Below are 22164 nucleotides of genomic sequence, written 5' to 3'. Positions count from 1 at the left end.
CTTTCCGTGCCCAGGAGTAAACGATTACATGCAGGACACCGCGCTCACCACCCCCAACGCCGAGATCCGTCGCGCCGGGGTCGATCTCAATGGACTGATGACGGTGCTGGGCAAGCACCTGTATTCCACCCCGGTGGTGGCGCTGCGCGAACTGGTGCAGAACGCGCACGACTCGATCATCCGCCGCCGCATCGAACAGCCCGGCGTCGCAGTGCCGTCGCGCATCTCGGTGCAGGTCGATGCCGGTGCCGGCGTGCTGCGCATCTCCGATACCGGTGCCGGCCTGACCCGCCAGGAGATCCACGATTACCTGGCCACCGTCGGCGTCGGCTATACCCGTGGCCTGCGCCAGGGCGGCGAGGACGATGAGGGCCTGATCGGCATGTTCGGCCTCGGGTTCCTGTCGGCCTTCGTGCTGGCGCGCCGGGTCAGCGTGCGCACCACCTCGTACCAGACCCCGGACCTGGGCCATCTGTACGTGTCCAGCAATGCCGAGCAGTACACGGTAAGCGAAGTGCCGGCACGTGCGGTCGGCACCGAGGTGGAGCTGGAGCTGCATCCTGATTTCCTGCCGCTGGCCAACGAGGCGCGCCTGCACGAGGTGCTGGGCCGCTACTGCGCGCTGCTGTCCGAGCCGATCTTCATTGGCGCTGCGACCGAGGCGATCAATCCCGAGCCGCCACCGTGGCGCGATCAGGGGGATGTTGCCGTGCATCCGGTGCAGGCCCGCCGCCAGGCGCTGCAGTTCGCCGCGCGGTTCGAGCATGATTTCGAGCCGATCGTCACCGTGCCGTTGCGTGCCGATGGCAACAGCGATGCCACCGGCCTGCTGTGGGTGCAGGACGGCGCCACCTATGGCACCAGCGACAACCGCAACCTGTCGGTGTTCGTGCGCGGCATGCTGCTGGATGACGACGCGCGCGACCTGCTGCCGCCGTGGGCCGGTTTCATCGGCGGGGTGATCGAATCCTCGCGGTTGACGCCCACCGCCAGCCGCGAAGACCTGCAGCGCGATGACCAGTACCGCGCGGTGCAGCATGCACTGCTGGAGGCGCTGATCGACGGCCTGGCCGACGTCGCGAAACAGCAGCCGGAAGCCTGGCGGCGCGTGCTGACCCGCCACAACGAGGCCCTGCTGGGTGCGGCACTGTGCGATGAGCGCCTGTTCGAACTGCTGATGGAGCATGTGCGGGTGCCGACCTCGCAGGGCGACCTGCCGGCCAGCGCGTTGCCGGCGCGCGGTGCCGTGCATGTCATCCTCGACAACGGCGGTGGCTTTGAAGAGATGCTGTTCCGCGCGATGGGCGTACCGGTCGCGCATGGCCATCGCTACGCGGTGGTGCCGTTCCTGCGACGCTGGGCACAGGCCAAGGGCCTGCGCCTGGTCGAGCTGGGTACCGAGCAGGGCAACCGTGCGCTGTTCCGCAGTGATGACAGCCTCGACGAGGCGCAGCTGGCCTGGCTGCGCGAACAACTGGGTGACGGCGAACAGTTGCTGCCGGCACGCTTCAGCCCGGAGGCGCTGCCGGTGGTGGTGGTGCCCGACCGCGAGGCCGAGCTGAAGCAGCGCCTGGAAGACGACGAGAACGACAAGCGCGTATCGATGGCGGCGCTGCGCCTGGCGCGCCAGTTCACCGCGCGCATCGAATCACGCGCACCATCGCGGCTGTACCTCAACCTCGACAACCCGGCGGTGCAGGCGCTGTTGCGCGCCCAGCGCGAGGGCCATCCGCAGGCCGAGGCCGCAGCCCGCCTGCTGCGCTCGCTGAAAGTCATCGTCGCCGCGCAGGGCCGCCCGCTGGCACGCGCGAACGCTACGCCCGGCCCGGATCTCAACGGCGCCTTTACCGATATCGCCGGTGCCCTGCAGCAGATGCTGCGCTGAGCACCGCACCTTCTCATCCAGCCTTCGCTAGACAGGAGCAATTACCCCCATGGACATCTGGAACTGGGTCGAAAAGCTGCAGGGTGACCTGCGCCAGGCCGGCCAGGCGCAGAACGCGCACCTGCTGAACCGTCTCGCCGACGAGGTCAGTGAACTGCAGATCGACCGCGTCGATGCGCTGCTGCCCGAAGCGCGCGCATTGGGCAAGGCGTTGGACAACCCGTGGGTTGACGTCTATGTCGGCCACTGGGCGCTGCGCAACCGCGTCGGCAACCGCGTGGAAGGCGAAAGCGCACTCGGCGAAGCCGTAGCGCTGTTTGAACGCGCGCACCGCGAGGACACGCTGGAATGCCCGCAGTCGATCTGCGTGACCCAGGACCTGGCCGCCTGCTACGGCAACATCGATGGCCCGGGCTGGGTGCCCGAGCGCATCGAGGTCTGCGATGAAACACTGGGTCGCATCGACCCGAGCTGGGCCTGTTTCCAGTGCCTGAGCTGCGAGAAGGCCGATGCGCTGCTTGATGATGGCCGTGGCCAGGCGGCACTGGATTACCTGCAGGTGCAGGCCGATGCCGTGGAGGCCTGTGGCAAGGAAGTGTTCGACAGCTTCCCGGAGATGCAGATCAAGATCCTGCTGGGCATGGGCCGTGCCGATGAGGCACTGGCGCTGATCGAAAAGCGGGAGGCCGAAGTTGCTGCGTCCGGAGAGTACGAGCCGGCCAACTGCACGGTGCCGCGCCGCCTGTCCAAGGCCTGGGCGCTGGCCCAGCTGGGCCGCGACGAAGAGGCGCTGCAGCAGCTGGTGCCGTGGAGCGAACTGACCCCGAACTACTGGCGGCTGTGGGCAAACACCGCGGCAGCGCTCTGTCAGCGGGATCCGGCGCGCAACAGCTGGGACCTGGGCACGCGCTTCAACACGATCATCGAGCACTTCGCCCGGGTTGGTTCGCATCGCCTGCTGATCGAAGTGGCGGCGCTGAGCCTGGAGCTGGCGCTGCAGCGTGGCGCGCGCTGGGTCGCACTGCGGCAGCTGGAACTGGCCCGCACCCATCTGGCGCAGCTGCGCCAGGACCGTGGTGCCGCGGCCCTGGTGGCCGGCCTGGCCGCGCGCATCGAGGCATTGCCGGACGTCGCGCCGCTGCCGGTGCCGGCCGGCGAGCTGCTGGCATGGCTGGACGCGCAGGGCGAACAGAACCAGTCGCGCGATCCCGAGCGCGAAGCGCAGTGGTTGCTGCAGGCGCATGCCGAGCTGCCCGATGACGAGGCGCTGGCCGACATGGCCGCCTCGGCACTGAATGCCTGCGGCGCGCAGGCCGAGGCGCGGTCGCTGCTGTGGCGGTTCGTGCGCGGCCATGCGCAGCACGATGGCCCCGCGGCCTACACGCTGATGCGCTGGCTGGCCGAACAGGGCGATGACGACGGACTGCGCCAGCTGGCCGATCTCTATCGCGGCAGCGTGCCGGTGTTCGCGCACTGGTGCGAGGTGCAGCGTGCACGCCGCGTGTCCGACTGGCCGGCGCTGGAGCAGGCGGCCCGATCGCTTCTGGAGCTGTCTCCGGGCTCGCACGGCGCGCGCGGCACGCTGGCGCGTATGTACATGGAAACCGGCCGTTTCAGCGACGCCCAGGCCTGTTATGCACAGCTGGTGGAGCTGCTGGAGGAGCCCAATGCCGCGCATTGGGACCACATGAGCGCAGCCAGCGCGGCGCGCGACTGGGACGCCGTGCGCCGCTCGGCGGCGGCGCTTGGCATGGAATTGTCCAGCCAGCAGGGCGTAGTCGAAGAGCCGTGGGGCTGGGTGATCATCCGCAGCGAAGAAAACGGCGAGCCGATGGAGTACTACGCCCGTCGCAGCGGTCCGGTGACCGCGCGCATCGTCGAGAACGCGCCGTCCAACCGCGCCCAGCAGGTGGGCGACTGGGTGGTGTTCGATGCCGCGCTGGTGCATCCGGCACCCGAGGAGGAGGAAGCTCGCGAGCATTTCATCCCGACCTACTCGCAGGTGCATGTGCTGGAGCGCGGCGGCTTCGCCCGCAGCTGGATGATCGATGGCGCGCACCCGGGCGAAGAGGCCTGGAACGCCTTCGTCGAGGCGGCCGAAGCACAGGGCTGGAAGGTGTGGTCACACAGTCGACCGGACTACACCGTCACCGACCCCGATGTGGAGGAGGGGACGCTGCCGGGCCTGCTGTTCACGGTGGCCCAGCCGCAGGACCATGCACCGCTGGCACTACACCGCTTCCTCCAGCAGCAGACCGCGACGTGGCCGCATCCGCATTGCTGGCTGCGGCTTGCCGAGGCCTGTGACCAGGACCGCCAGCCGCACCTGGACGTGATCGAGCGTTACGGGCTGTAAGTAGAGCCGAGCCTGCGCTCGGCTTATGCTGGAACGCAGCCGAGCATGGGCTCGGCTCTACAAGAGATCGCCATCACGACCAAAGGGATTGGACATGCGAAAGACAGGGATGTTCGTGATCGCCGGGGTGCTGCTGGCCCCTACCGCACAGACCGCACCCGCCTACCAGGAGCCTGCGGCTGTCGCCCGCGCTTTCTACGAGGCGACGACCGGCAACGGTGATCTGCTGGAGCCGCCGGCCGCGCTGGTCAGCGTGGCCTTCGGCAAGGCGCTGCGTGATGAGCGCGCCTGCCAACAGCGCGAGGAGGGCATCTGCACGATCGATTCCGATCCGTGGCTGGATGCGCAGGACGGCGACATCGAAACGCCGGTGCGCTACAGCTGGGAAGAGGCGTCGGCCACCGCCGGCCAGGTTGAGATGCGCTACTCGGTGTGGAAGAAGGCTTACCTGACCCGCCTGCCGATGGTGCGCCAGGGGCAGGGGTGCTGGCAGGTTGATGACATCCTCACCAACAGCGGTCGTTCGGTCCGGAAAATCCTGGCGCAGCCGATTCCCTGACCGGCGGCAGCGTCCGCGCATTGCGTGGCTGCCGGCCAGCGGCCGGCACTACCAGGGGGGGGGGGCGGCCGGTGGCCTGCAGTACCGGGGTGGGTGGGAACGGCCGGTGGCCTGCAGTACCTGGGTTGGTGCCGACCGTTGGTCGGCACACGGCCTATCGCGTATGCCCGAACACCAGCTCGATCACGAACTGGCTGCCGAAGAACGCCAGCAGCAGCAACAGCATCGCCGCCAGCGTCCAGTGCACCGCCTTCATGCCGCGCCAGCCGTAGCGGCGGCGGCCGATCAGCAGCACGCCGAACACGATCCACGACAGCACGCTCAGCACGGTCTTGTGCACCAGCTTCTGCGCCAGCAGGTCATCGACGAACAGTACGCCGGTGACCAGGGTCAGGGTCAGCAGCGCGAAGCCGACGGTGATCACCCGGAACAGCAGCGACTCCAGGTCGGCCAGCGGTGGCAGCGCGCGTAGCCATGGCCGGAACTCGCGGCGGCGCAGCGCGCGCTCCTGCAGCCACAGCATGATCGCCAGCAGGGCGGCGATGCTCAGCGTGGCATAGGCCAGCAGGGCCAGCCAGGCGTGGCTGGCCAGGCGCCAGCCCAGCACCTTGCTCGGCTCGTGGCCGTAGCCGTGGTAGGCCAGCAGCAGCACGGCAGCCAGTGGGAACACCACCACGCCCAGCGCCGACATCCGCCCGCGCGCGCCGACCAGCGAGGTCAGCCAGGCCATGCCCAGGCCGACCAGCGACAGCGCGGCGAAGAAGTGCATGTCCGGCCCGCCGGTGGTACGCATCGCCACCATCACGTGGTAACCGCCATGCAGCAGCATCGCCGGCAGGGCGGGCCACAGCCAGGTGGGCGAGCCGGTGGTTTCATCGCGGCCGAGCGCGCGCACCAGCAGGGCACTGGCAGCCAGGTAGAGCAGGACGGCGATGAGAACGATTGTCATCGTTGCAGTTTCGCATACCCCTGTGATGCTGGCGACGGCCCTGTGGTCGCAGTCCGGGGCGACGGCCGGACCCGTTATACTGTCTGCCTTATTGTCCCCCGCTTTCAGACAGGTTGCGCCGCATGTTCGAGTCCCTGACCCAGCGCCTTTCCGGCACCATCGAGCGCCTGCGTGGCCGTGGCCGCCTGACCGAGGAGAACATCCGCGAGGCGACCCGTGAAGTGCGCATCGCACTGCTCGAAGCCGACGTCGCGCTGCCGGTGGTGCAGGCGCTGATCGAGCGCATCAAGGTACGCGCAGTCGGCCAGGAAGTGCTGAAGTCGCTGACCCCGGGCCAGGCCCTGATCAAGGTCGTGCGCGACGAGCTGACCGCCGTGATGGGCGCCGAAGCCAGCGACCTGAACCTCAACGTTCCCGCTCCGGCCATCATCCTGATGGCAGGCCTGCAGGGTGCCGGCAAGACCACCACGGTGGGCAAGCTGGCCAAGCACCTGAAGGAAAAGCGCAAGAAGAAGGTGATGGTGGTGTCGGCCGACGTCTACCGCCCGGCCGCGATCGAGCAGCTCAAGACCCTGGCCGAGCAGGTGGGCGTGCTGTTCTTCCCGTCCAGCGCCGACCAGAAGCCGGAAGCCATCGTGCGCGCGGCCATCGACGATGCGCGCAAGTCGTTCGTGGACGTGCTGCTGGTCGATACCGCCGGCCGCCTGGCCATCGACGAAGCGATGATGGCCGAGATCAAGGCCCTGCACGCGGCGGTGAACCCGGCCGAAACCCTGTTCGTGGTCGACGCCATGACCGGCCAGGACGCGGCCAACACCGCCAAGGCCTTCGGCGATGCCCTGCCGCTGACCGGCGTGGTGCTGACCAAGACCGACGGCGACGCCCGTGGCGGTGCCGCGCTGAGCGTGCGCTACATCACCGGCAAGCCGATCAAGTTCGTCGGTGTCAGCGAAAAGCCGGAAGGCCTGGACGTGTTCCACCCGGACCGCATCGCCAGCCGCATCCTCGACATGGGCGATGTGCTGTCGCTGGTCGAGCAGGTCGAACAGCAGGTCGACAAGGACAAGGCCGCCAAGCTGGCCGAGAAGGTCGCCAAGGGCAAGAAGTTCGACCTGAACGACATGCGTGACCAGCTCGAGCAGATGCAGAACATGGGCGGCATCGGCGGCCTGATGGACAAGCTGCCGGGCCTGGGCAACATCCCCGACCATCTGAAGCAGCAGGTCAGCCAGGGCAAGGAAGTGCCGCGCATGATCGCCATCATCAACTCGATGACCAAGAAGGAACGGCGCAATCCGAACCTGCTCAACGGCTCGCGCCGCGCGCGCATCGCCAAGGGCTCGGGCGTGACCCCGGCCGACGTCAACAAGCTGATGAAGCAGTACATGCAGATGGAAAAGATGATGAGCAAGATGGCTGGCGGCGGCATGAAGGGCATGTTGCGCAGCATGAAGGGCATGATGGGCGCCATGGGCGGCCGCGGCATGCCGTTCCGTTGATGACGGCCCGGTCGCAGTCTGATGTAGCGCCCGAGCCTGTGCTCGGGCGGCGGCGCGCAGGCGACGCAACAAGCCGCCGGGCAGGCTCGACTCTACCCCCGCCCTGCGCGCACCATGGGGGCCTGTCCGAAACGATGGGCCGTCATGCAGAGTTCCGCTGTATCTTCCCGCGTCGAGGCGTTCTGCCGGCGCTTTGACGTTTCCGTTCCGATCCTGCTGGCACCGATGGCCGGCGCCTGTCCGGTGCCGTTGTCGGCCGCGTTGGCCAATGCCGGCAGCATGGGTGCGATGGGCGCGGTGCTGTCGTCATCTGCCGATATCGGTCGCTGGATGGAGGACTTCCGCGCGACCTCCACCGGCCCGGCACAGGTGAACCTGTGGGTGCCTGACCCCGTGCCGACCCGTGACGTTGCCGCCGAGGCCGCCAGCCGCGCCTTCCTCGCGCAGTGGGGCCCGGACGTGCCGGCCAGCGCCGCCGATGCCACGCCCGCCGACTTCGAAGAACAGTTCGCCGCGCTGCTGGCGGCGCGTCCTGCGGTGGCCTCGACCATCATGGGTGTGCTGCTGCCGCGCCACGTGCAGCAGCTGAAGGACGCCGGCATCGCCTGGATCGCGTGCGCGACCACGTTGTCTGAAGCACGCGCTGCCCAGGACGCCGGCGCCGATGCCGTGGTGGCGCAGGGCGTGGAAGCGGGTGGGCATCGTGGTTCATTCGATCCGGCGATGGCCGAGCGCCAGCTGGTCGGCCTGTTCGCGCTGCTGCCACGGCTGGCCGATCACCTGCACATTCCGGTGATTGCCGCCGGCGGCATCGCCGATGGCCGTGGTATCGCCGCCGCACTCACCTTGGGCGCCAGCGCCGTGCAGATCGGCACCGCGTTCCTGCGCACGCCGGAAGCGGCGATCGCCTCGGCGTGGGCCGATGGGCTGGCTGCCAGCGAACCGGAAGACACCTGGCCGACCCGTGCCTTCAGCGGTCGTCTGGGCCGTGGTCTGGCGACACCCTACGTGCGCGCCGCCGCCGCAGAAGGCGCCCCGGCGCCGCGTCCGTACCCGGTGCAGCGCGGCCTGACCGCGCCGATGCGCAAGCAGGCCGTGCAGGAAAACCGCCTGGCCGCGATGCAGGCCTGGGCCGGGCAGTCCGCGTGGATGGCGCCGGCACAGCCGGCCGCCGACGTGCTGCGCGGCATGTGGGAGCACGCGCAGGCACTGTTGCCATGATGGTGAGCTGCAACGGCCGGGCGGCGCAGGTGGAGGATCTGCTGCCGGCGCTGGTGAACTACGGCCACTTCACTTCGCTGCAAGTGCGCGACAGCGCAGCGCAGGGCTTGGACCTGCATCTGGCGCGGCTGTCGCAGGCCACGCGCGAACTGTTCGGCAGCAAACTGGATACGGCGCAGGTGCGGGGCTGGATGGCGCAGGCGCTGCGGCAGGCCGGCCTGGCCGATGCCTCGCTGCGGGTGACGGTGTACTCGCGCCGCTTCGATTTCCGCAATCCGCTGGCGGCGGTGCCGGTGGACGTGCTGGTGGCGGTTTCAGCGCCGGTGACGCTGACCGCCTCCAAGCGTGTGCGCAGCGTGACCTGGCAGCGCGAGCTGCCGCAGCTCAAGCATGTGGGCACCTTCGGCCTGTTCGCCGAGCGCCGCGCGGCGATGGCCGAAGGATTCGACGACGTGCTGTTCGTGACCGCCGATGGCGAAGTGAGTGAAGGCAGTACCTGGAACCTGGCCGTGCACGATGGTGAACGGCTGCTCTGGCCGCAGGCGCCGGCCCTGCGCGGTACGGCTGAGGCGCTGCTGAAGCGGCATTGGCCGCGGGCGCAGGCCACGCAGCCATTGCGGCTGGCGGATATGGCTGGCGTGAAAGCCGCTTTTGCCTGCAACGCCAGCGGCCTGTGGGCACTGGAGGCCATCGACGGACATGTCCTGCCCGGCTCGCAGGCGCTGGCTGAACAGGGCAGGGCGGTGCTGGCGGCGGTGGCCTGGCAGCCGCTCTCCTGAACGAGGCGCGCGGGCTGCCGGTCGCCAAGCATGGCCGCACGCTACCTTGAAGCGTTGCAGCTGGTAGCGCCGGGCCATGCCCGGCGGATGCCGCCGCAGCGAACAACGCACCGGGGTTCCAATCCGATATGAGTACGGTCACCGAGCAGCATCGCGCGGTAGCGATGCACGCAATCAAGATCATGGGCGGTGAGGGGCGGCCCAAGGTCCAGGCCTTTCACGATGATCATCGCCTGCGTTCGGTCGATATCCTTACGACGTCCAACTCGCCGGAAGCAGGGCTGAAGTCCATCTCGTCCATCGGACTATCGGACTATCGGACTATCGGATTTTGCTTTACGTCATTCAGAGGGGCACGAGCTGGAAACCCGCGTCGAGCTCTGCGCGTGTGCAGAACAGGACGCACTGCATTGGGACAACATCGTCGCCTCGACGGCTTTCGCAATCATGCGTGATCGTGCGGCGGTGCAGCCTGGTAGCGTGATTCCCGACATCCTGCGGGACTACTTCCCATCGACACGGATGCCACACGTCTATCTGGTGCCGCCCTTTTTCTGGAATGACGCCAGGTTCCCGGGACTGCAGTTCCCGCCGGTGGCGATCAACTGGCTGCAGTGCATCGCCATCCACGAATCCGAGCGGCAACTTGTCGAGCGGATTGGCGGCGATGCATTTGACGACCTGCTGCAGCGGCACGAGGTAGATGTGCTGGACATGCACCGGGCGCCTGTCGCTGGAGCACGTTGACGTTATCGCCATGGGGACGTCGGCGGGGTAAGTCAGAAGTCGATCACATTGCTGAACAAGAGCCGCCGGGCATGGCCCGGCGCTACCGTGAGGGCGCGGCGTCATATGGGGTTGGCTAGGCCGGGCTCTGCCGCTATAATCGCCCGCTTACCTCGCCATCCTGGCGACTGGGCAATAGGAAAAACACCATGGTCAAGATCCGACTGACCCGCGGCGGCGCCAAGAAGCGTCCGTTCTACCACATCATCGTTACCGACGTGCGCAGCGCGCGCGACGGCCGCAACATCGAGCGCGTTGGGTTCTACAACCCGGTCGCCCAGGGCGCCGAGAAGCGCATCGAACTGGACCTGGCCCGTGTTGACCATTGGGTCAAGAACGGCGCCCAGCCGACCGACAAGGTCCGCAACCTGATCAAGGAAGCGACCAAGTCCCAGGCCGCTGCGGCCTGATCCTGACGGGCCACGCTTCGGCGTGGCCCTCTTGGTTGAAGCAGATGAAAGATATCGAGCGCCGCATCCTGCTGGGCAGGGTTGTCGGCGCTTTTGGTGTGCGCGGCGAGATCAAGCTCGAGTCCTGGACCGAGCCACGTTCCGCCATTTTCCGTTACCAGCCGTGGATCGTGCGCAGCCCGTCCGGCGTGGAAACCACGATTGAAGGTGTACGCGGCCGCGACAGCGGCAAGCACCTGGTCGCCCGTTTCCCGGGCGTCGAGGACCGCGACGTGGTCGAAGCGATGCGCGGCACCGAAATCTACGTGGCCCGCAGTGCATTGCCGCCACCGAAGCCCGATGAGTACTACTGGGTGGACCTGGAAGGCCTGGACGTGACGACCACCGAGGGCGTCGCCCTGGGCCAGGTCTCGCACCTGTTCAGCACCGGCGCCAATGATGTGGTGGTGGTCCGTGGTGACCGCGAGCGGATGATCCCGTTCGTGCTGCCGGACTTCGTCAAATCGGTCGATTTCGAGGCCAATCTGGTCGTGGTCGACTGGGATCCCGAGTTCTGAGCAGACGCATGCGTTTCGACGTCATCACCCTGTTCCCCGAGTTCCTCGCCCAGTCCGCTGGATTGGGCGTGGTCGGGCGCGCGCGGGAGAAGGGGCTGTTCAGCCTGCATGGCTGGAACCCCCGTGATTACGCCGAAGGCAACTATCGCCGGGTGGACGACCGTCCGTTCGGCGGTGGCCCGGGCATGGTGATGCTGATCGAGCCGCTGCAGGCCTGCCTGCAGGCGATCCGTGAGGCTGATCCGACCCCGGCTCCGGTGATCTACCTCAGCCCGCAGGGCGCGCGGTTGACCCAGGCCAAGGTGCGGGAGCTGGCGGCGCTGCCGCGCATGGTCCTGCTCTGTGGCCGCTACGAGGGCATCGACGAGCGTTTCCTGGAGGCCAATGTCGACGAGGAAATCTCCCTCGGCGACTACGTGCTGTCCGGGGGCGAGCTGGGCGCGGCGGTGATCATCGACGCCGTGGCCCGCCTGCAGGACGGTGCCCTGAACGATGCGGAATCGGCGGCGCAGGACAGCTTCGAGGGCGACCTCGGCCTGCTCGACTGCCCGCACTACAGCCAGCCGGCCCAGCACCCGCTTGGGGACGTGCCGGAGGTGCTGCGCTCGGGCAACCACGCAGCCATCGCCGCCTGGCGCCGCCAGCAGTCGCTGCTCCGGACTGCCCAGCGACGCCCGGACCTGCTGGATGAACAGGCGCTGGGCAAGGCCGACCGCAAACTGCTGGACCAGGCCCGCCAGGCCCGGAAACCCAAGGCCAGCCCCTAGCGCAGGGCTGGCTTTATCGGCTATCATGGCCAATTCCCGCCAGCCCCGGTTGGCGCGCGCAGTACCCAAAACAAACGTGCAGCACAGTCCGGTGACTGCATGAGCCCACGTTGTCGATACGACACGCCCACCCGAACAAGAATCGGTGTAACCCATGAGCAAGCTGAACAAGTCCATCGTCGCGGAATTCGAATCCGCCCAGATCACCCGTGAACTGCCGAAGTTCAGCCAGGGCGACACCGTTGTCGTCAACGTGAAGGTGAAGGAAGGCAGCCGCGAGCGCGTGCAGGCCTACGAAGGCGTCGTCATCGCCACCAAGAACGCCGGCCTGAACTCCTCGTTCACCGTGCGCAAGATCTCGCACGGCTACGGCGTCGAGCGCGTTTTCCAGACCCACAGCGCCATCATCGACTCGGTCGAAGTGAAGCGTCGTGGTAAGGTCCGCGCCGGCAAGCTGTACTACCTGCGTGGCCTGGAAGGCAAGGCTGCCCGCATCAAGGAAGACCTGGCTGCCGCTGCTGCCGCCAAGGCTGCCCGTCTGGCCGAAAAGGCCTGATAAACAACTTCGGTTGTTGCCGCGACGGCCACCTTCGGGTGGCCGTTTGCGTTTCCGGCATTGCATCGGCCACGATCGGGTGATGAATGACGTCAATCCGCACTATCCCGTCGTGATCCAATCGGCGCTGCGCTTTCTTGATGACAAGGGGCTGGCACGCGCGCAGTCGGCGCCGCTGTTGCATCGGCTGCTGTGGCGCGCAGGCATCGCACTGCCGCCGCCGATCCTGGCTGGCTTCGGCATCAATGCGCTGGTGCAGGGCCTGCTGTTCGGCCTGTTCTGGACCGCGCTGATGTGGCTGATGCTGTGGCAGGGCAGCGAACGCCCGCTCGCTTTGCTGCTGGTGGCCGGGCTGTTGGCCGGTGCGCTGTTCGGCGTGGTGATGGCGGCCCTGATGCGCGCGCTGCGCCGCCACCGCAAACTGCCGGACTGGCGGCAGTTCCGCGCGGGGCAGGCGGACTGAGCCGATGGCGCAGTGCGCCGTGACCACCCGGCGGGTCCGCGCTAGGCTGCAGCTTCATCCCGATGGACGTATCGTGCGATGCCTGCCAAGCGAACCGCACCTTCCACTGCGCCCACGCTGCTGTCCGGTGGCAACCCGCAGATCGCCAAGGGTGAGGGTAATGCTCCGGTGCAGGCATACATCGATGCCATGCCGGACTGGAAGCGTCCGATCGGCGCGCGACTGGATGCATTGATCGAGCAGGCCGTACCTGGCGTGCACAAGGCGGTGAAGTGGAACTCGCCGATGTATGCGGTGGCTGCGGGCGCAGGCTGGTTTCTCAGCTTCCATTGCTTCACGCGCTACATCAAGGTGGCCTTTTTCCGCGGCGCTGCCTTGACGCCGGTACCACCGGAGCCCTCCAGGAGCGCCGACACGCGCTACCTGCACATCCACGAATCCGGCCTGTTGGATGAAGCGCAGTTCCTGGACTGGGTGCGCCAGGCCGCTGCGCTGCCCGGCGAGCGCATGTAAGCCCGGCATTCCGTTCCCTTCCCGACGAGAGTCCCTGATGGCCACGCATGCTCCCAACCCTGACGATGCCGGAACACCGGCGGCCGAACTGATCGATGCACGCATCGCCGCGCTGGGGGACTGGCGCGGCGAAACGCTGGCACGCGTGCGTGCATTGATCCATGAAGCGCTGCCGGACGTGCAGGAAGCCTGGAAGTGGCGCGGTACACCGGTGTGGGAGCACAACGGCATCCTGTGCACCGGCGAAACCTACAAGCAGGCAGTGAAACTGACCTTCGCCAACGGTGCCGCGCTGGCGGACCCGAAGGGCCTGTTCAACGCCAGCCTGGAGGGCAACACGCGGCGTGCGATCGACATCCATGAAGGTGCGATGCCCGATTCCGCGGCGTTGAAGGCACTGCTGCGCGCGGCGGCGGCGTTCAATGCGGCGAAGAAGAAGCGCTGACCGTCTTTTGTAGAGCCGAGCCCATGCTCGGCTGACAGGCCTGTGCGGACCAACGGTCCGCACCCACCTCACCGTGGCGGGGCTGACTCCAGCGCGGCATCCGGGTCGGCCACCGGCGACGGCGGACAGGCCGGAATCTCCGACGGCGTGGCCAGTTCCTCAGCGCGCGAAGGCTTGCCGATCATCTTCGCCTTGCGCCAGCCGCCCCAGCGGTAATACGCCAGCGACAGCAGCATAGACACGAACGAGCTGACCGGGAAGCTCCACCAGATCGCGTCGGCGCCCCAGTACGGTTGCAGCAGTTCGGCAAACGGCACGCGCACGCCCCACAGCGAGCCGGCCAGGATCAGCAGCGGCGGAATCACCGCGCCGGTGGAGCGCACTACGCCGGAGATCACGAAGCTGACGCCGAAGAACAGGAACGAGCCGATCACTACGTGGTTGAGGTGGCGCGCGATGTCCAGTGCCTGGCTGGCCGGTGGCAGGAACAGCGCCAGCAGCTGGCGATCGAACACCACCAGCGGCAGGATCAGCGCGCCGGTCAGCAGGAAATTGAACAGCACGCCCTGGCGTGCGGTGCCGCGTACGCGGTCCCAGCGCTGCGCACCGACGTTCTGCGCCGCCATCGAAGAGCACGCCGCGCCGATCGCCATCGCCGGCATCTGCAGGTAGTTCCACAGCTGCAGGGACGCGCCGTAGCCCGCGGCGGTGTCGATGCCGTACTGGTTGACCATGGTCATCAGCAGGATCACCGACAGCGAGATCAGCACCATCTGCAGGCCCATCGGTACGCCCTTGATCACCAGCGCCTTGAGGATGGTCAGGTCGAGCCTGAACAGGCGCATGTCGGCGCGGCCCAGCCACAGGGTGTGGCGCTTGTGCCGCATGTACAACAGCAGGCCGGCCAGCGACAGCGTCTGCGCGATCAGCGTGGCCCACGCCGAGCCGGCGATGCCGAGCGCGGGGAGCGGCCCCATGCCGAAGATCAGCACCGGGTTCAGCACGATGTCCAAGGCCACCGACACCAACAGGAAACGGAACGGCGTACGCGAATCACCGGCGCCGCGCAGCGCCGCGGTAAGGAAGGCGAACGCGTACAGCGTCGGCATCGCCAGGAAGATGATCTGCAGGTAGGCCTCGGCCAACGGCAGCGAGGCGGCCGGCGTGCCCATCGCCGCCAGCAGCGGGTGGGCCATGAACCAGCCGGCGATGGCGATGATCACCGACAGGCCGATGAAGAAGGTGGCACTGGTGCCGACCACGCGCCGCGCCTGCGCGATGTCGCGCGCGCCGATCGCCTGTCCGATCAGGATGGTCGAGGCCATGCCGAAGCCGAACACCGAGCCGATCAGGAAAAACATGATGTTGTTGGCGTTCGCGGTGGCGGTCAACGCCGCCTCGCCGAGGAATCGCCCGACCCAGACCGCGTTCACCGACCCGTTCAGCGACTGCGCGATGTTGCCGGCCAGGATCGGCAGCGAAAACAACAGGAGATTGCGCCCGATCGGGCCGGAGGTCAGGTCAAGCGGCGCTTTGGCCATGGAGTGGTGATCGAATCCCGGGAGGCGCACACTAGCACCAAGCCGGTTTGCGGGATGTGGCAATGCATCAACGACTGCAGGTGAAGCGGAGCGTGGCGCTGGCCTTGATCGGCGCCGCCCTGGCCGCATGTTCGACGGGTGACCGGCTGGGCGATACCCAGGTGCGGCCGACCGACCGCCCCGAGTGCCTGGTCGGCAGCCAGCGCCAGGATCTGTCTGCTGGCGTACCCACGTTGATCGGCGGCAGCGGCTGCCGCACCGACCCCGACAACCCGCGTCCCCTGAACAAGCGAACGGAGTAGTCCCTGCCGATGACCGAGCTTTCCCCGCTGTCGCCCAGTGTCCGCCTGGACATCTGGCTGTGGGCGGCCCGTTTCTTCAAGACCCGCAGCCTGGCCAAGCAGGCGATCGAAACCGGCAAGGTGAGCGTGGCCGGGCAGCGCCCGAAATCCTCACGCGCGGTGCGCGTCGGCGAGCACTTGCAGGTCAACCGTGGTGAGGAGCATTTCGAGATCCAGGTGCTGGGCCTGAGCGACCAGCGCGGGCCGGCGCCGGCGGCGCAGCAGCTGTATGCCGAGAGCGAGGCCTCCAAGGCGCGCCGTGCCGAACAGCGTGCGCTGCGCATCGCCGCACGCGATGGTTTCCAGCCGCCGGAGCACAAGCCGGACAAGCGCGCACGCCGGTTGATCCGCGCGCTGGGTGATATCGACGCGTTGTAGGCGTGCGCCGGGTCATTGCCCGGCGCACACAAGCCTCAGCGTTTGTCGCCCAGCAGGCTGCCGCCGATCTTCAGCAGGTCGCCGACACCGAGCTGGCCGTCACCGTCCTGGTCCAGCACGCTGCCGAGCAGGCCGCCGGCGATGCCACCCTGCTGCTGCACCTGCTGTTTTTCCTGGCCGAGGGCCTGGCTGAGCGCGCCTGCATCGGCTTGTCCGCTGCCGAGGCGCTGGGCGAGGAAGGCCATCACGATCGGTGCCAGGATCTGCAGCAGCTGGCTGGTGCGGCCGCTGTCGAGCTGGGTGGCCTGGGCCAGGCCGGTTTCCACCTTCTGCTGGCTGCCGCCGAAGATGTGGCCGAGGATGCCGGCGCCGTCGCTGGCGGCACCACCGCCACCGCCGCCCAGCACTGAACCGAGCACACTGCCCAGGTCCAGCCCACTGTGGTTGTTCTGCAGTGCGCCGAGCAGCGCCTGCGCGCCCTGCGGCTGCGAGGCGTTGTTGCCCAGCGCGCCCATCAGCACCGGCAGTGCGGCACTGATCGCACCGGAGGCCTGGGTGTCGCTGATGCCGATCTGCTGCGACACCTGCTGCAGCGGGGCGCCCTGCAGTTTGGCGAGAAGTTCATCGGTCAGGCTCATCTGCGGAATCCTTGATTGGGGTTGGGCGTGCAGAAGGTACGACGCGGACCGTTAAAACGGCGACGCCGCCCCACACGGAGGCGGCGTGCCGTACACGGGGCAGGGCGATCAGAGCTCGATGTCTTCGGCGCCCGGGGTGGCAGTGGGGAAGTCCGCTTCCGGCTGCGCCGGCTTGAACGGATCCGACGGCTGGCTGGCCAGCGCCTTCAGCGCCGCAGCGACGCCGGCACCGTAGGCCGGGTCGGCCTTGCTGCAGTTGTCGATGTGGCGCTGCTTGATGAAGTCCGGCGCATCGCCCAGGGCGCGGGCGGTGTTGGCGAACAGGCGGTCCTTCTGTGCCTGGTTGTAGCTGCGGAACAGCGCACCGGGCTGGCTGAAGTAGTCGGCGTCGTCCTCACGGAAGTTCCAGAAGTCGGCGTCGCCCCGGATCTTCATCGGCGGTTCGCGATACTGCGGCTGCTCCTGCCACTGGCCGTAGCTGTTGGGCTCGTAGTGCGGCAGGCCGCCGTAGTTGCCGTCCACGCGCATCGCACCGTCGCGGTGGTTGCTGTGCACCGGACAGCGCGCGGCGTTCACCGGAATCTGGTGGTGGTTCACGCCCAGCCGGTAGCGCTGCGCATCGGAATAGGCGAACAGGCGTGCCTGCAGCATCTTGTCCGGCGACGGGCCGATGCCCGGCACCAGGTTGCTCGGCGCGAACGCCGACTGCTCCACGTCCTGGTACCAGTTGACCGGGTTGCGGTTCAGTTCGAACTGGCCCACTTCGATCAGCGGGTAATCGCTCTTCGGCCACACCTTGGTCAGGTCGAACGGATGGATGCGGTAGGTTTCCGCTTCCAGCTCCGGCATGACCTGGATGAACAGCTTCCACTTCGGGAAGTCGCCCTTCTCGATCGCGGCGAACAGGTCGCGGCCGTGGCTTTCGCGGTCATGGCCGACCAGGATCTGCGCCTGTGCGTCGGTCAGCGATTCGATGCCCTGCTGGCTGACGAAGTGGAACTTGACCCAGAAGCGTTCGCTGTCGGCGTTGGTGAAGCTGTAGGTATGCGAGCCGAAACCGTGCATGTGGCGGAAGCTGCGCGGGATGCCGCGGTCGCTCATCACCACGGTCACCTGCAGCAAGGCCTCGGGCAGCAGCGTCCAGAAATCCCAGTTGTTGCGCGCGCTGCGCAGGTTGGTATGCGGGTCGCGCTTCACGGCCTTGTTGAGGTCGGCGAACTTGCGCGGGTCGCGCAGGAAGAACACCGGCGTGTTGTTGCCGACCAGGTCCCAGTTGCCTTCTTCGGTGTAGAACTTCAGTGCGAAGCCGCGGATGTCACGCTCGGCGTCGGCGGCACCACGCTCGCCGGCCACCGTGGTGAAGCGCGCGAACATCTCGGTCTGCTTGCCCACCTTCTCGAACAGCTTGGCGCGCGTGTACCGGGTGATGTCGTGGGTGACGGTGAAGGTACCGAACGCGCCCGAGCCCTTGGCGTGCATGCGGCGCTCGGGAATGATCTCGCGGTTGAGGTTGGCCAGCTTTTCCAGCAGCCACACGTCTTCCATCAGCAGCGGGCCGCGCGGGCCAGCGGTCCTGCTGTTCTGGTTGTCCACCACCGGTGCGCCGAAGGACGTGGTCATCGGCGTGACCGGATCGTCGCCGTGCTTCTGCTTCGGCGTGGTGCTCAGTTCACGCTGCTGCTGGGCGCCTTCTGCCGGCGACGGAGCGGTGTGATACGGGCACTTGGGACTGGTGTTATCGGACTGCCTCATGGCTGGCTCCTGCGGGTGAAGACGGGGGTGGAACATCTTCACTCGACTTTAGCTAGGGCCAGATGAAATGAATAATCGAATGATCCGTTCAGGCCGATAGTTTCTGTCAATTGAAACGTGAAGTAGGATTTGCAGAGCCTTTCGGACGGCCGCCCGCGCCGTGGCGGGAGCCGGGGCCGGGCGCGGCAGTCCTAGAGCAGCGCCTTCAGGCGGTACAACGCTTCCAGTGCCTGCTTCGGGGTCAGCTCATCGGGGTCGATGGCCGCCAGCGCTTCCTGTGCCTTGTTCGATGGCGCGGCGAACAGCCCGAACTGCTGCGGGGCATCCAGCGCCTGCGGCGCCAGTTCGGCGGCATGGCTCTCCCCGCCGCGCTGCTCCAGTTCGGCCAGGCGACGCCGTGCCTGGGCCACGGTGGCGCGCGGCAGGCCGGCCAGTGCGGCCACCTGCAGGCCGAAACTGCGGTTGGCCGGGCCATCCTTGACCGCGTGCATGAACACCAGCGCCTCGCCGTGCTCGACCGCATCCAGGTGCACGTTGGCGATGCCGCTGCGGCCGCCTTCGTACTGTTCGTCGGCCAGCGCGGTCAGCTCGAAATAGTGGGTGGCGAACAGCGTGTAGCAGCGGTTCTGGTAGGCCAGGTGACGGGCCACCGCATCGGCCAGCGCCAGGCCGTCGTAGGTGGACGTGCCGCGGCCGATCTCGTCCATCAGCACCAGCGAATGGGCGGTGGCGTGATGCAGGATGTAGCTGGTCTCGGCCATCTCGACCATGAAGGTCGACTGTCCGCGGGCGAGGTCGTCACCGGCGCCGATGCGGGTCAGGATGCGGTCGATCGGGCCGATCACCGCACGGCTGGCCGGCACGAAGCTGCCGATGTGGGCCAGCAGCACGATCAGCGCGTTCTGCCGCATGTAGGTCGATTTACCGCCCATGTTCGGGCCGGTGATGACCAGCATGCGACGGTCCGGATGCAGGTCCAGGTCGTTCGGTTCGAACGGCTGCTCGCGCACCGCTTCGACCACCGGGTGGCGGCCACGCTCGATCTTCAGGCACGGTGCCGTTTCCAGTTCCGGCCGCGACCAGTCCAGTGCCTGCGCGCGCTCGGCGAAGGCGGCCAGCACGTCCAGTTCGCTCAGCGCAGCGGCGCACTGCTTCAACGGTTCCAGCTGTTCGCCGAGGGTATCCAGCAGCTGCTCGTACAGGTACTTCTCGCGAGACAGCGAACGGTCGCGCGCGGACAGCACCTTGTCTTCGAACGCCTTCAGCTCTTCGGTGATGTAGCGCTCGGCATTGGTCAGTGTCTGGCGGCGGGTGTAGTGCACCGGCGCGCGGTCGGACTGGCCCTTGCTGATCTCGATGTAGTAGCCGTGCACGCGGTTGTAGCCCACCTTCAGGGTGGGAATGCCGCTGCTTTCGCGTTCGCGCTGTTCCAGGTCCACCAGGAACTGGTCGGCGTGGGTGGACAGGCGGCGCAGCTCGTCCAGCTCCTCATCGAAGCCGTCAGCCAGCACGCCGCCGTCGCTCAGTTTCAGCGGCGGCATTTCGGCGATGGCACTGGCCAGCAGCCGCGCGCACGCATCGTGTTCACCAAGTGCGGCATGCAGGGCCTGCAGGCGCGGTGAGTCCAGCGGTGCCAGCACCTCGCGCACGGCCGGCAGCAGCCCCAGGCCGTCGCGCAGCGTGGAGAAGTCGCGCGGGCGCGCCGAGCGCAGCGCAACGCGGGTGAGGATGCGTTCCAGGTCGCCCAGGCGGCGGAACTGCTCGCGGATGTCGGCGTCCGCGCCGCGATCGATCAGGGTTTCCACCGCATGGTGGCGCTGCACCAGCACCTCGCGCAGGCGCAGCGGACGATGCAGCCAGCGGCGCAGCAGGCGCCCGCCCATCGGCGTGACCGTACTGTCGAGCACGCCCAGCAGGGTGTTGCGGGTATCCCCGTCCACGCGCGTATCCAGCTCCAGGTGGCGGCGGGTGGCGGCGTTCATCGCGATCGCCTCGCCGGCGGTTTCCATCGCGATCGAGGTCAGGTGCGGCAGGCGCTGCTTCTGGGTCTCCTCGACATAGCCGAGCAGGGCGCCCGCGGCTGCGGTCGCGCGCGGCTTGTCATCGATGCCGAAGCCGCTCAGGTCATGCAGCTTGAAAAACGCCAGCAGCTGGCGGCGGCCGCTGTCGGCGTCGAACAGCCACGGTGCGCGGCGGCGCACCCCGGTGCGCTGGCGCAGGAACTCCGGCCAGTTCTCCTCGTCCGGCACCAGCAGCTCGGCCGGTTCCAGACGGGCCAGTTCGGCTTCCAGAGCGTCGTCGGTTTCCACTTCGTTGACCAGGAAGCGGCCGCCGGCCAGGTCGGCCCAGGCCAGGCCATAGCCCTGCTTGCTGCGCGACAGGGCCATCAGCAGGGTGTCGCGGCGCTCATCCAGCAGCGCCTCGTCGGTGACCGTGCCGGGGGTGACGATACGCACCACCTTGCGCTCGACCAGGCCCTTGGTCAGCGCGGGATCGCCGATCTGCTCGCAGATCGCCACCGACTCGCCCAGCGCCACCAGCCGTGCCAGGTAGCCTTCGTACGCGTGCACCGGCACGCCGGCCATCGGGATCGGTGCGCCACCGGAACTGCCACGCTGGGTCAGGGTGATGTCGAGCAGGCGCGCGGCCTTGCGCGCGTCGTCGTAGAACAGCTCGTAGAAATCGCCCATGCGGAAGAACAGCAGCAGGTCCGGATACTCGGACTTGGCTGCGAAGAACTGCTTCATCAACGGGGTATGTTCGGCGGACTTGTCTTTGGACATGGGACTCGTGAATCGGGGCGTCCGGCCGCACCGGAGGGCGGCGGCAGCGGAGCCGGTACAGGGCCGTCCATGGTAACTGCTGGGGCGCAGGGCTGCCGCCACTGGTGGCAGGCCGGTGCGGCACGAAAAAGGGTTCAGGCCGGGACCAGGGTGATCTGCCGATGGCTGTCGAAGATCTGCATGACGATCTCGAAGTAGGTCGGGCCCTCGCCCTGTCGCACCGCCTGCAGCCGGCGGGCGATCGCCCGCGCGTTGAAGCTGCCTGGTGCGTCCAGCTTGGCCTGCAGCCACTGGCAGGTCGCCTCCACGCCCAGGGCCGCACGGCTGTGGGCGATATCGCGCCAGATCAGCGTGGCCTGCGCCTGCCCGGCCAACGCGCCATAGCCGCCATGCAGCAGGTCGTCCAGTGCGTCCAGGCTCGGCCCGAGCTGCCATGCCTCGCCGGCCATGAACACGCGGTTGATCTCCGTGTAAAGGCTGGCGATGTCATCAATGGCGGCGCCTTCAATCTGCAGGACGAGGGTCATGCGCCGACTGTAGCGTGGTCCGCGCTGTTGTTGATGGCCCAGCACGAGAGAGCTTTGCGCGGTCGCTCCGGGCTGAATGCCATATGGCATCGCGGTGCGCCTTTGCCACAGGTCACGACGGACGTCGAAGGATGCGTAGAGGGCCAGCGACGATGCGAATCATTGCACTGGCTACGTGGTGGCTTGCTCTGCAGTGGGCGGACGCCACGCCGCCATGCATCTTCTGCATCGGTCATGGATGCCAGGGACTACTCCGGAGAAACACCGATACTGAGCGCGAGTTCATGAGGCTCTCTCGAGAAAGTATCGAACGTTCTTTCCCAGGCCAGAGGCGGAAGGAAGCGTGGCACATGCCTCTGGTGGCTTCTTCGCAGCCCAAGTTAATGCTGGCTACTCGTTCTCCATGCGCCGTCACCGGCTCGCAAAATGAATAACCCGCATTCAGGTCGAATATTGGGT

At 67.5% G+C, this 22164-nt stretch carries 22 protein-coding genes; 16 read left to right on the top strand and 6 right to left on the bottom strand.

Annotation, left to right across the window (positions count from 1 at the left end; translation table 11 throughout):
• Positions 1–28 precede the first annotated feature (28 nt).
• The 3 genes from AC5P6A_RS01180 (at position 29) to AC5P6A_RS01170 (ending at position 4800) form a co-directional block, all read left to right on the top strand.
• Positions 29–1885: an ATP-binding protein gene (locus tag AC5P6A_RS01180; RefSeq protein WP_019659271.1), complete on the top strand. Its 1857-nt coding sequence runs from the start codon at positions 29–31 to the stop codon at positions 1883–1885.
• Between the two features lie 49 nt (positions 1886–1934).
• Complete coding sequence (locus tag AC5P6A_RS01175; RefSeq protein WP_180876075.1) at positions 1935–4241, top strand: tetratricopeptide repeat protein; 2307 nt, start codon at positions 1935–1937, stop codon at positions 4239–4241.
• 94 nt (positions 4242–4335) lie between these two features.
• Positions 4336–4800, top strand: a complete 465-nt coding sequence (locus AC5P6A_RS01170) for a YqhG/Tai3 family protein (RefSeq protein WP_180876073.1) — start codon at positions 4336–4338, stop codon at positions 4798–4800.
• Positions 4801–4954: 154 nt separating this feature from the next.
• Here AC5P6A_RS01170 and AC5P6A_RS01165 read toward each other — a convergent pair whose 3' ends face one another.
• Positions 4955–5749, bottom strand: a complete 795-nt coding sequence (locus AC5P6A_RS01165; RefSeq protein ID WP_019659268.1) for a cytochrome C assembly family protein — start codon at positions 5747–5749, stop codon at positions 4955–4957.
• A 122-nt stretch (positions 5750–5871) separates the two neighbouring features.
• Here AC5P6A_RS01165 and ffh point away from each other — a divergent pair, with 122 nt between their 5' ends.
• The 11 genes from ffh (at position 5872) to AC5P6A_RS01110 (ending at position 13745) form a co-directional block, all read left to right on the top strand.
• The gene (gene ffh / locus AC5P6A_RS01160) at positions 5872–7248 is read left to right on the top strand and encodes a signal recognition particle protein (protein ID WP_010483267.1); all 1377 of its coding nucleotides are present in this window, start codon (positions 5872–5874) and stop codon (positions 7246–7248) included.
• 144 nt (positions 7249–7392) lie between these two features.
• The gene (locus AC5P6A_RS01155; RefSeq protein WP_180876071.1) at positions 7393–8469 is read left to right on the top strand and encodes an NAD(P)H-dependent flavin oxidoreductase; all 1077 of its coding nucleotides are present in this window, start codon (positions 7393–7395) and stop codon (positions 8467–8469) included.
• Positions 8466–9248 carry an aminotransferase class IV family protein gene (locus tag AC5P6A_RS01150; protein ID WP_180876069.1) on the top strand — a complete coding sequence of 261 codons (783 nt, stop codon included), beginning with the start codon at positions 8466–8468 and terminating at the stop codon, positions 9246–9248. Before AC5P6A_RS01155 ends, AC5P6A_RS01150 begins: the two co-directional genes overlap by 4 nt.
• A 315-nt stretch (positions 9249–9563) precedes the next feature.
• Positions 9564–9995, top strand: a complete 432-nt coding sequence (locus tag AC5P6A_RS01145; protein WP_495222229.1) for a suppressor of fused domain protein — start codon at positions 9564–9566, stop codon at positions 9993–9995.
• A 188-nt stretch (positions 9996–10183) separates the two neighbouring features.
• Positions 10184–10444: a 30S ribosomal protein S16 gene (rpsP, locus tag AC5P6A_RS01140; RefSeq protein ID WP_005415733.1), complete on the top strand. Its 261-nt coding sequence runs from the start codon at positions 10184–10186 to the stop codon at positions 10442–10444.
• 44 nt (positions 10445–10488) lie between these two features.
• Positions 10489–11001, top strand: coding sequence for a ribosome maturation factor RimM (rimM, locus tag AC5P6A_RS01135; RefSeq protein ID WP_019659264.1), 513 nt, complete (start codon positions 10489–10491; stop codon positions 10999–11001).
• Positions 11002–11009: 8 nt separating this feature from the next.
• Positions 11010–11768, top strand: a complete 759-nt coding sequence (gene trmD / locus AC5P6A_RS01130; RefSeq protein ID WP_180876067.1) for a tRNA (guanosine(37)-N1)-methyltransferase TrmD — start codon at positions 11010–11012, stop codon at positions 11766–11768.
• A 154-nt stretch (positions 11769–11922) separates the two neighbouring features.
• Positions 11923–12324, top strand: coding sequence for a 50S ribosomal protein L19 (gene rplS / locus AC5P6A_RS01125; protein ID WP_005408597.1), 402 nt, complete (start codon positions 11923–11925; stop codon positions 12322–12324).
• 82 nt (positions 12325–12406) lie between these two features.
• Complete coding sequence (locus AC5P6A_RS01120; protein WP_346714667.1) at positions 12407–12787, top strand: DUF6404 family protein; 381 nt, start codon at positions 12407–12409, stop codon at positions 12785–12787.
• 78 nt (positions 12788–12865) lie between these two features.
• Complete coding sequence (locus AC5P6A_RS01115; RefSeq protein WP_180876062.1) at positions 12866–13300, top strand: DUF1801 domain-containing protein; 435 nt, start codon at positions 12866–12868, stop codon at positions 13298–13300.
• Between the two features lie 37 nt (positions 13301–13337).
• Positions 13338–13745 carry a DUF1801 domain-containing protein gene (locus tag AC5P6A_RS01110; protein ID WP_049482739.1) on the top strand — a complete coding sequence of 136 codons (408 nt, stop codon included), beginning with the start codon at positions 13338–13340 and terminating at the stop codon, positions 13743–13745.
• A 68-nt stretch (positions 13746–13813) separates the two neighbouring features.
• Here the strand turns inward: AC5P6A_RS01110 and AC5P6A_RS01105 are convergent, their stop codons facing one another.
• Positions 13814–15286 (bottom strand): MATE family efflux transporter, encoded by a 1473-nt coding sequence (locus AC5P6A_RS01105; RefSeq protein ID WP_346714668.1) that lies wholly within the window; start codon positions 15284–15286, stop codon positions 13814–13816.
• Between the two features lie 62 nt (positions 15287–15348).
• On the opposite strand from AC5P6A_RS01105, the gene AC5P6A_RS01100 reads away from it, so the two are divergent.
• Positions 15349–15588, top strand: a complete 240-nt coding sequence (locus AC5P6A_RS01100) for a hypothetical protein (protein WP_021202476.1) — start codon at positions 15349–15351, stop codon at positions 15586–15588.
• Between the two features lie 9 nt (positions 15589–15597).
• Positions 15598–16005: an RNA-binding S4 domain-containing protein gene (locus AC5P6A_RS01095; protein ID WP_021202477.1), complete on the top strand. Its 408-nt coding sequence runs from the start codon at positions 15598–15600 to the stop codon at positions 16003–16005.
• Between the two features lie 35 nt (positions 16006–16040).
• Here the strand turns inward: AC5P6A_RS01095 and AC5P6A_RS01090 are convergent, their stop codons facing one another.
• The 4 genes from AC5P6A_RS01090 to AC5P6A_RS01075 all read right to left on the bottom strand — a co-directional run bounded on the left by AC5P6A_RS01090 (position 16041) and on the right by AC5P6A_RS01075 (position 21705).
• Positions 16041–16643: a DUF937 domain-containing protein gene (locus tag AC5P6A_RS01090; protein ID WP_346714669.1), complete on the bottom strand. Its 603-nt coding sequence runs from the start codon at positions 16641–16643 to the stop codon at positions 16041–16043.
• 108 nt (positions 16644–16751) lie between these two features.
• Complete coding sequence (locus AC5P6A_RS01085; protein ID WP_429001259.1) at positions 16752–18395, bottom strand: catalase; 1644 nt, start codon at positions 18393–18395, stop codon at positions 16752–16754.
• A gap of 191 nt (positions 18396–18586) precedes the next feature.
• Positions 18587–21178: a DNA mismatch repair protein MutS gene (gene mutS / locus AC5P6A_RS01080; protein ID WP_346714670.1), complete on the bottom strand. Its 2592-nt coding sequence runs from the start codon at positions 21176–21178 to the stop codon at positions 18587–18589.
• Positions 21179–21312: 134 nt separating this feature from the next.
• Positions 21313–21705, bottom strand: a complete 393-nt coding sequence (locus AC5P6A_RS01075) for a barstar family protein (protein WP_180876055.1) — start codon at positions 21703–21705, stop codon at positions 21313–21315.
• Positions 21706–22164: the final 459 nt, after the last annotated feature.

The sequence above is a fragment of the Stenotrophomonas sp. YJH_SMC_20 genome, assembly GCF_059367845.1.
Note: the sequence above shows the minus strand (reverse complement) of the source record. Positions and strands in the feature narration are given on the sequence as shown.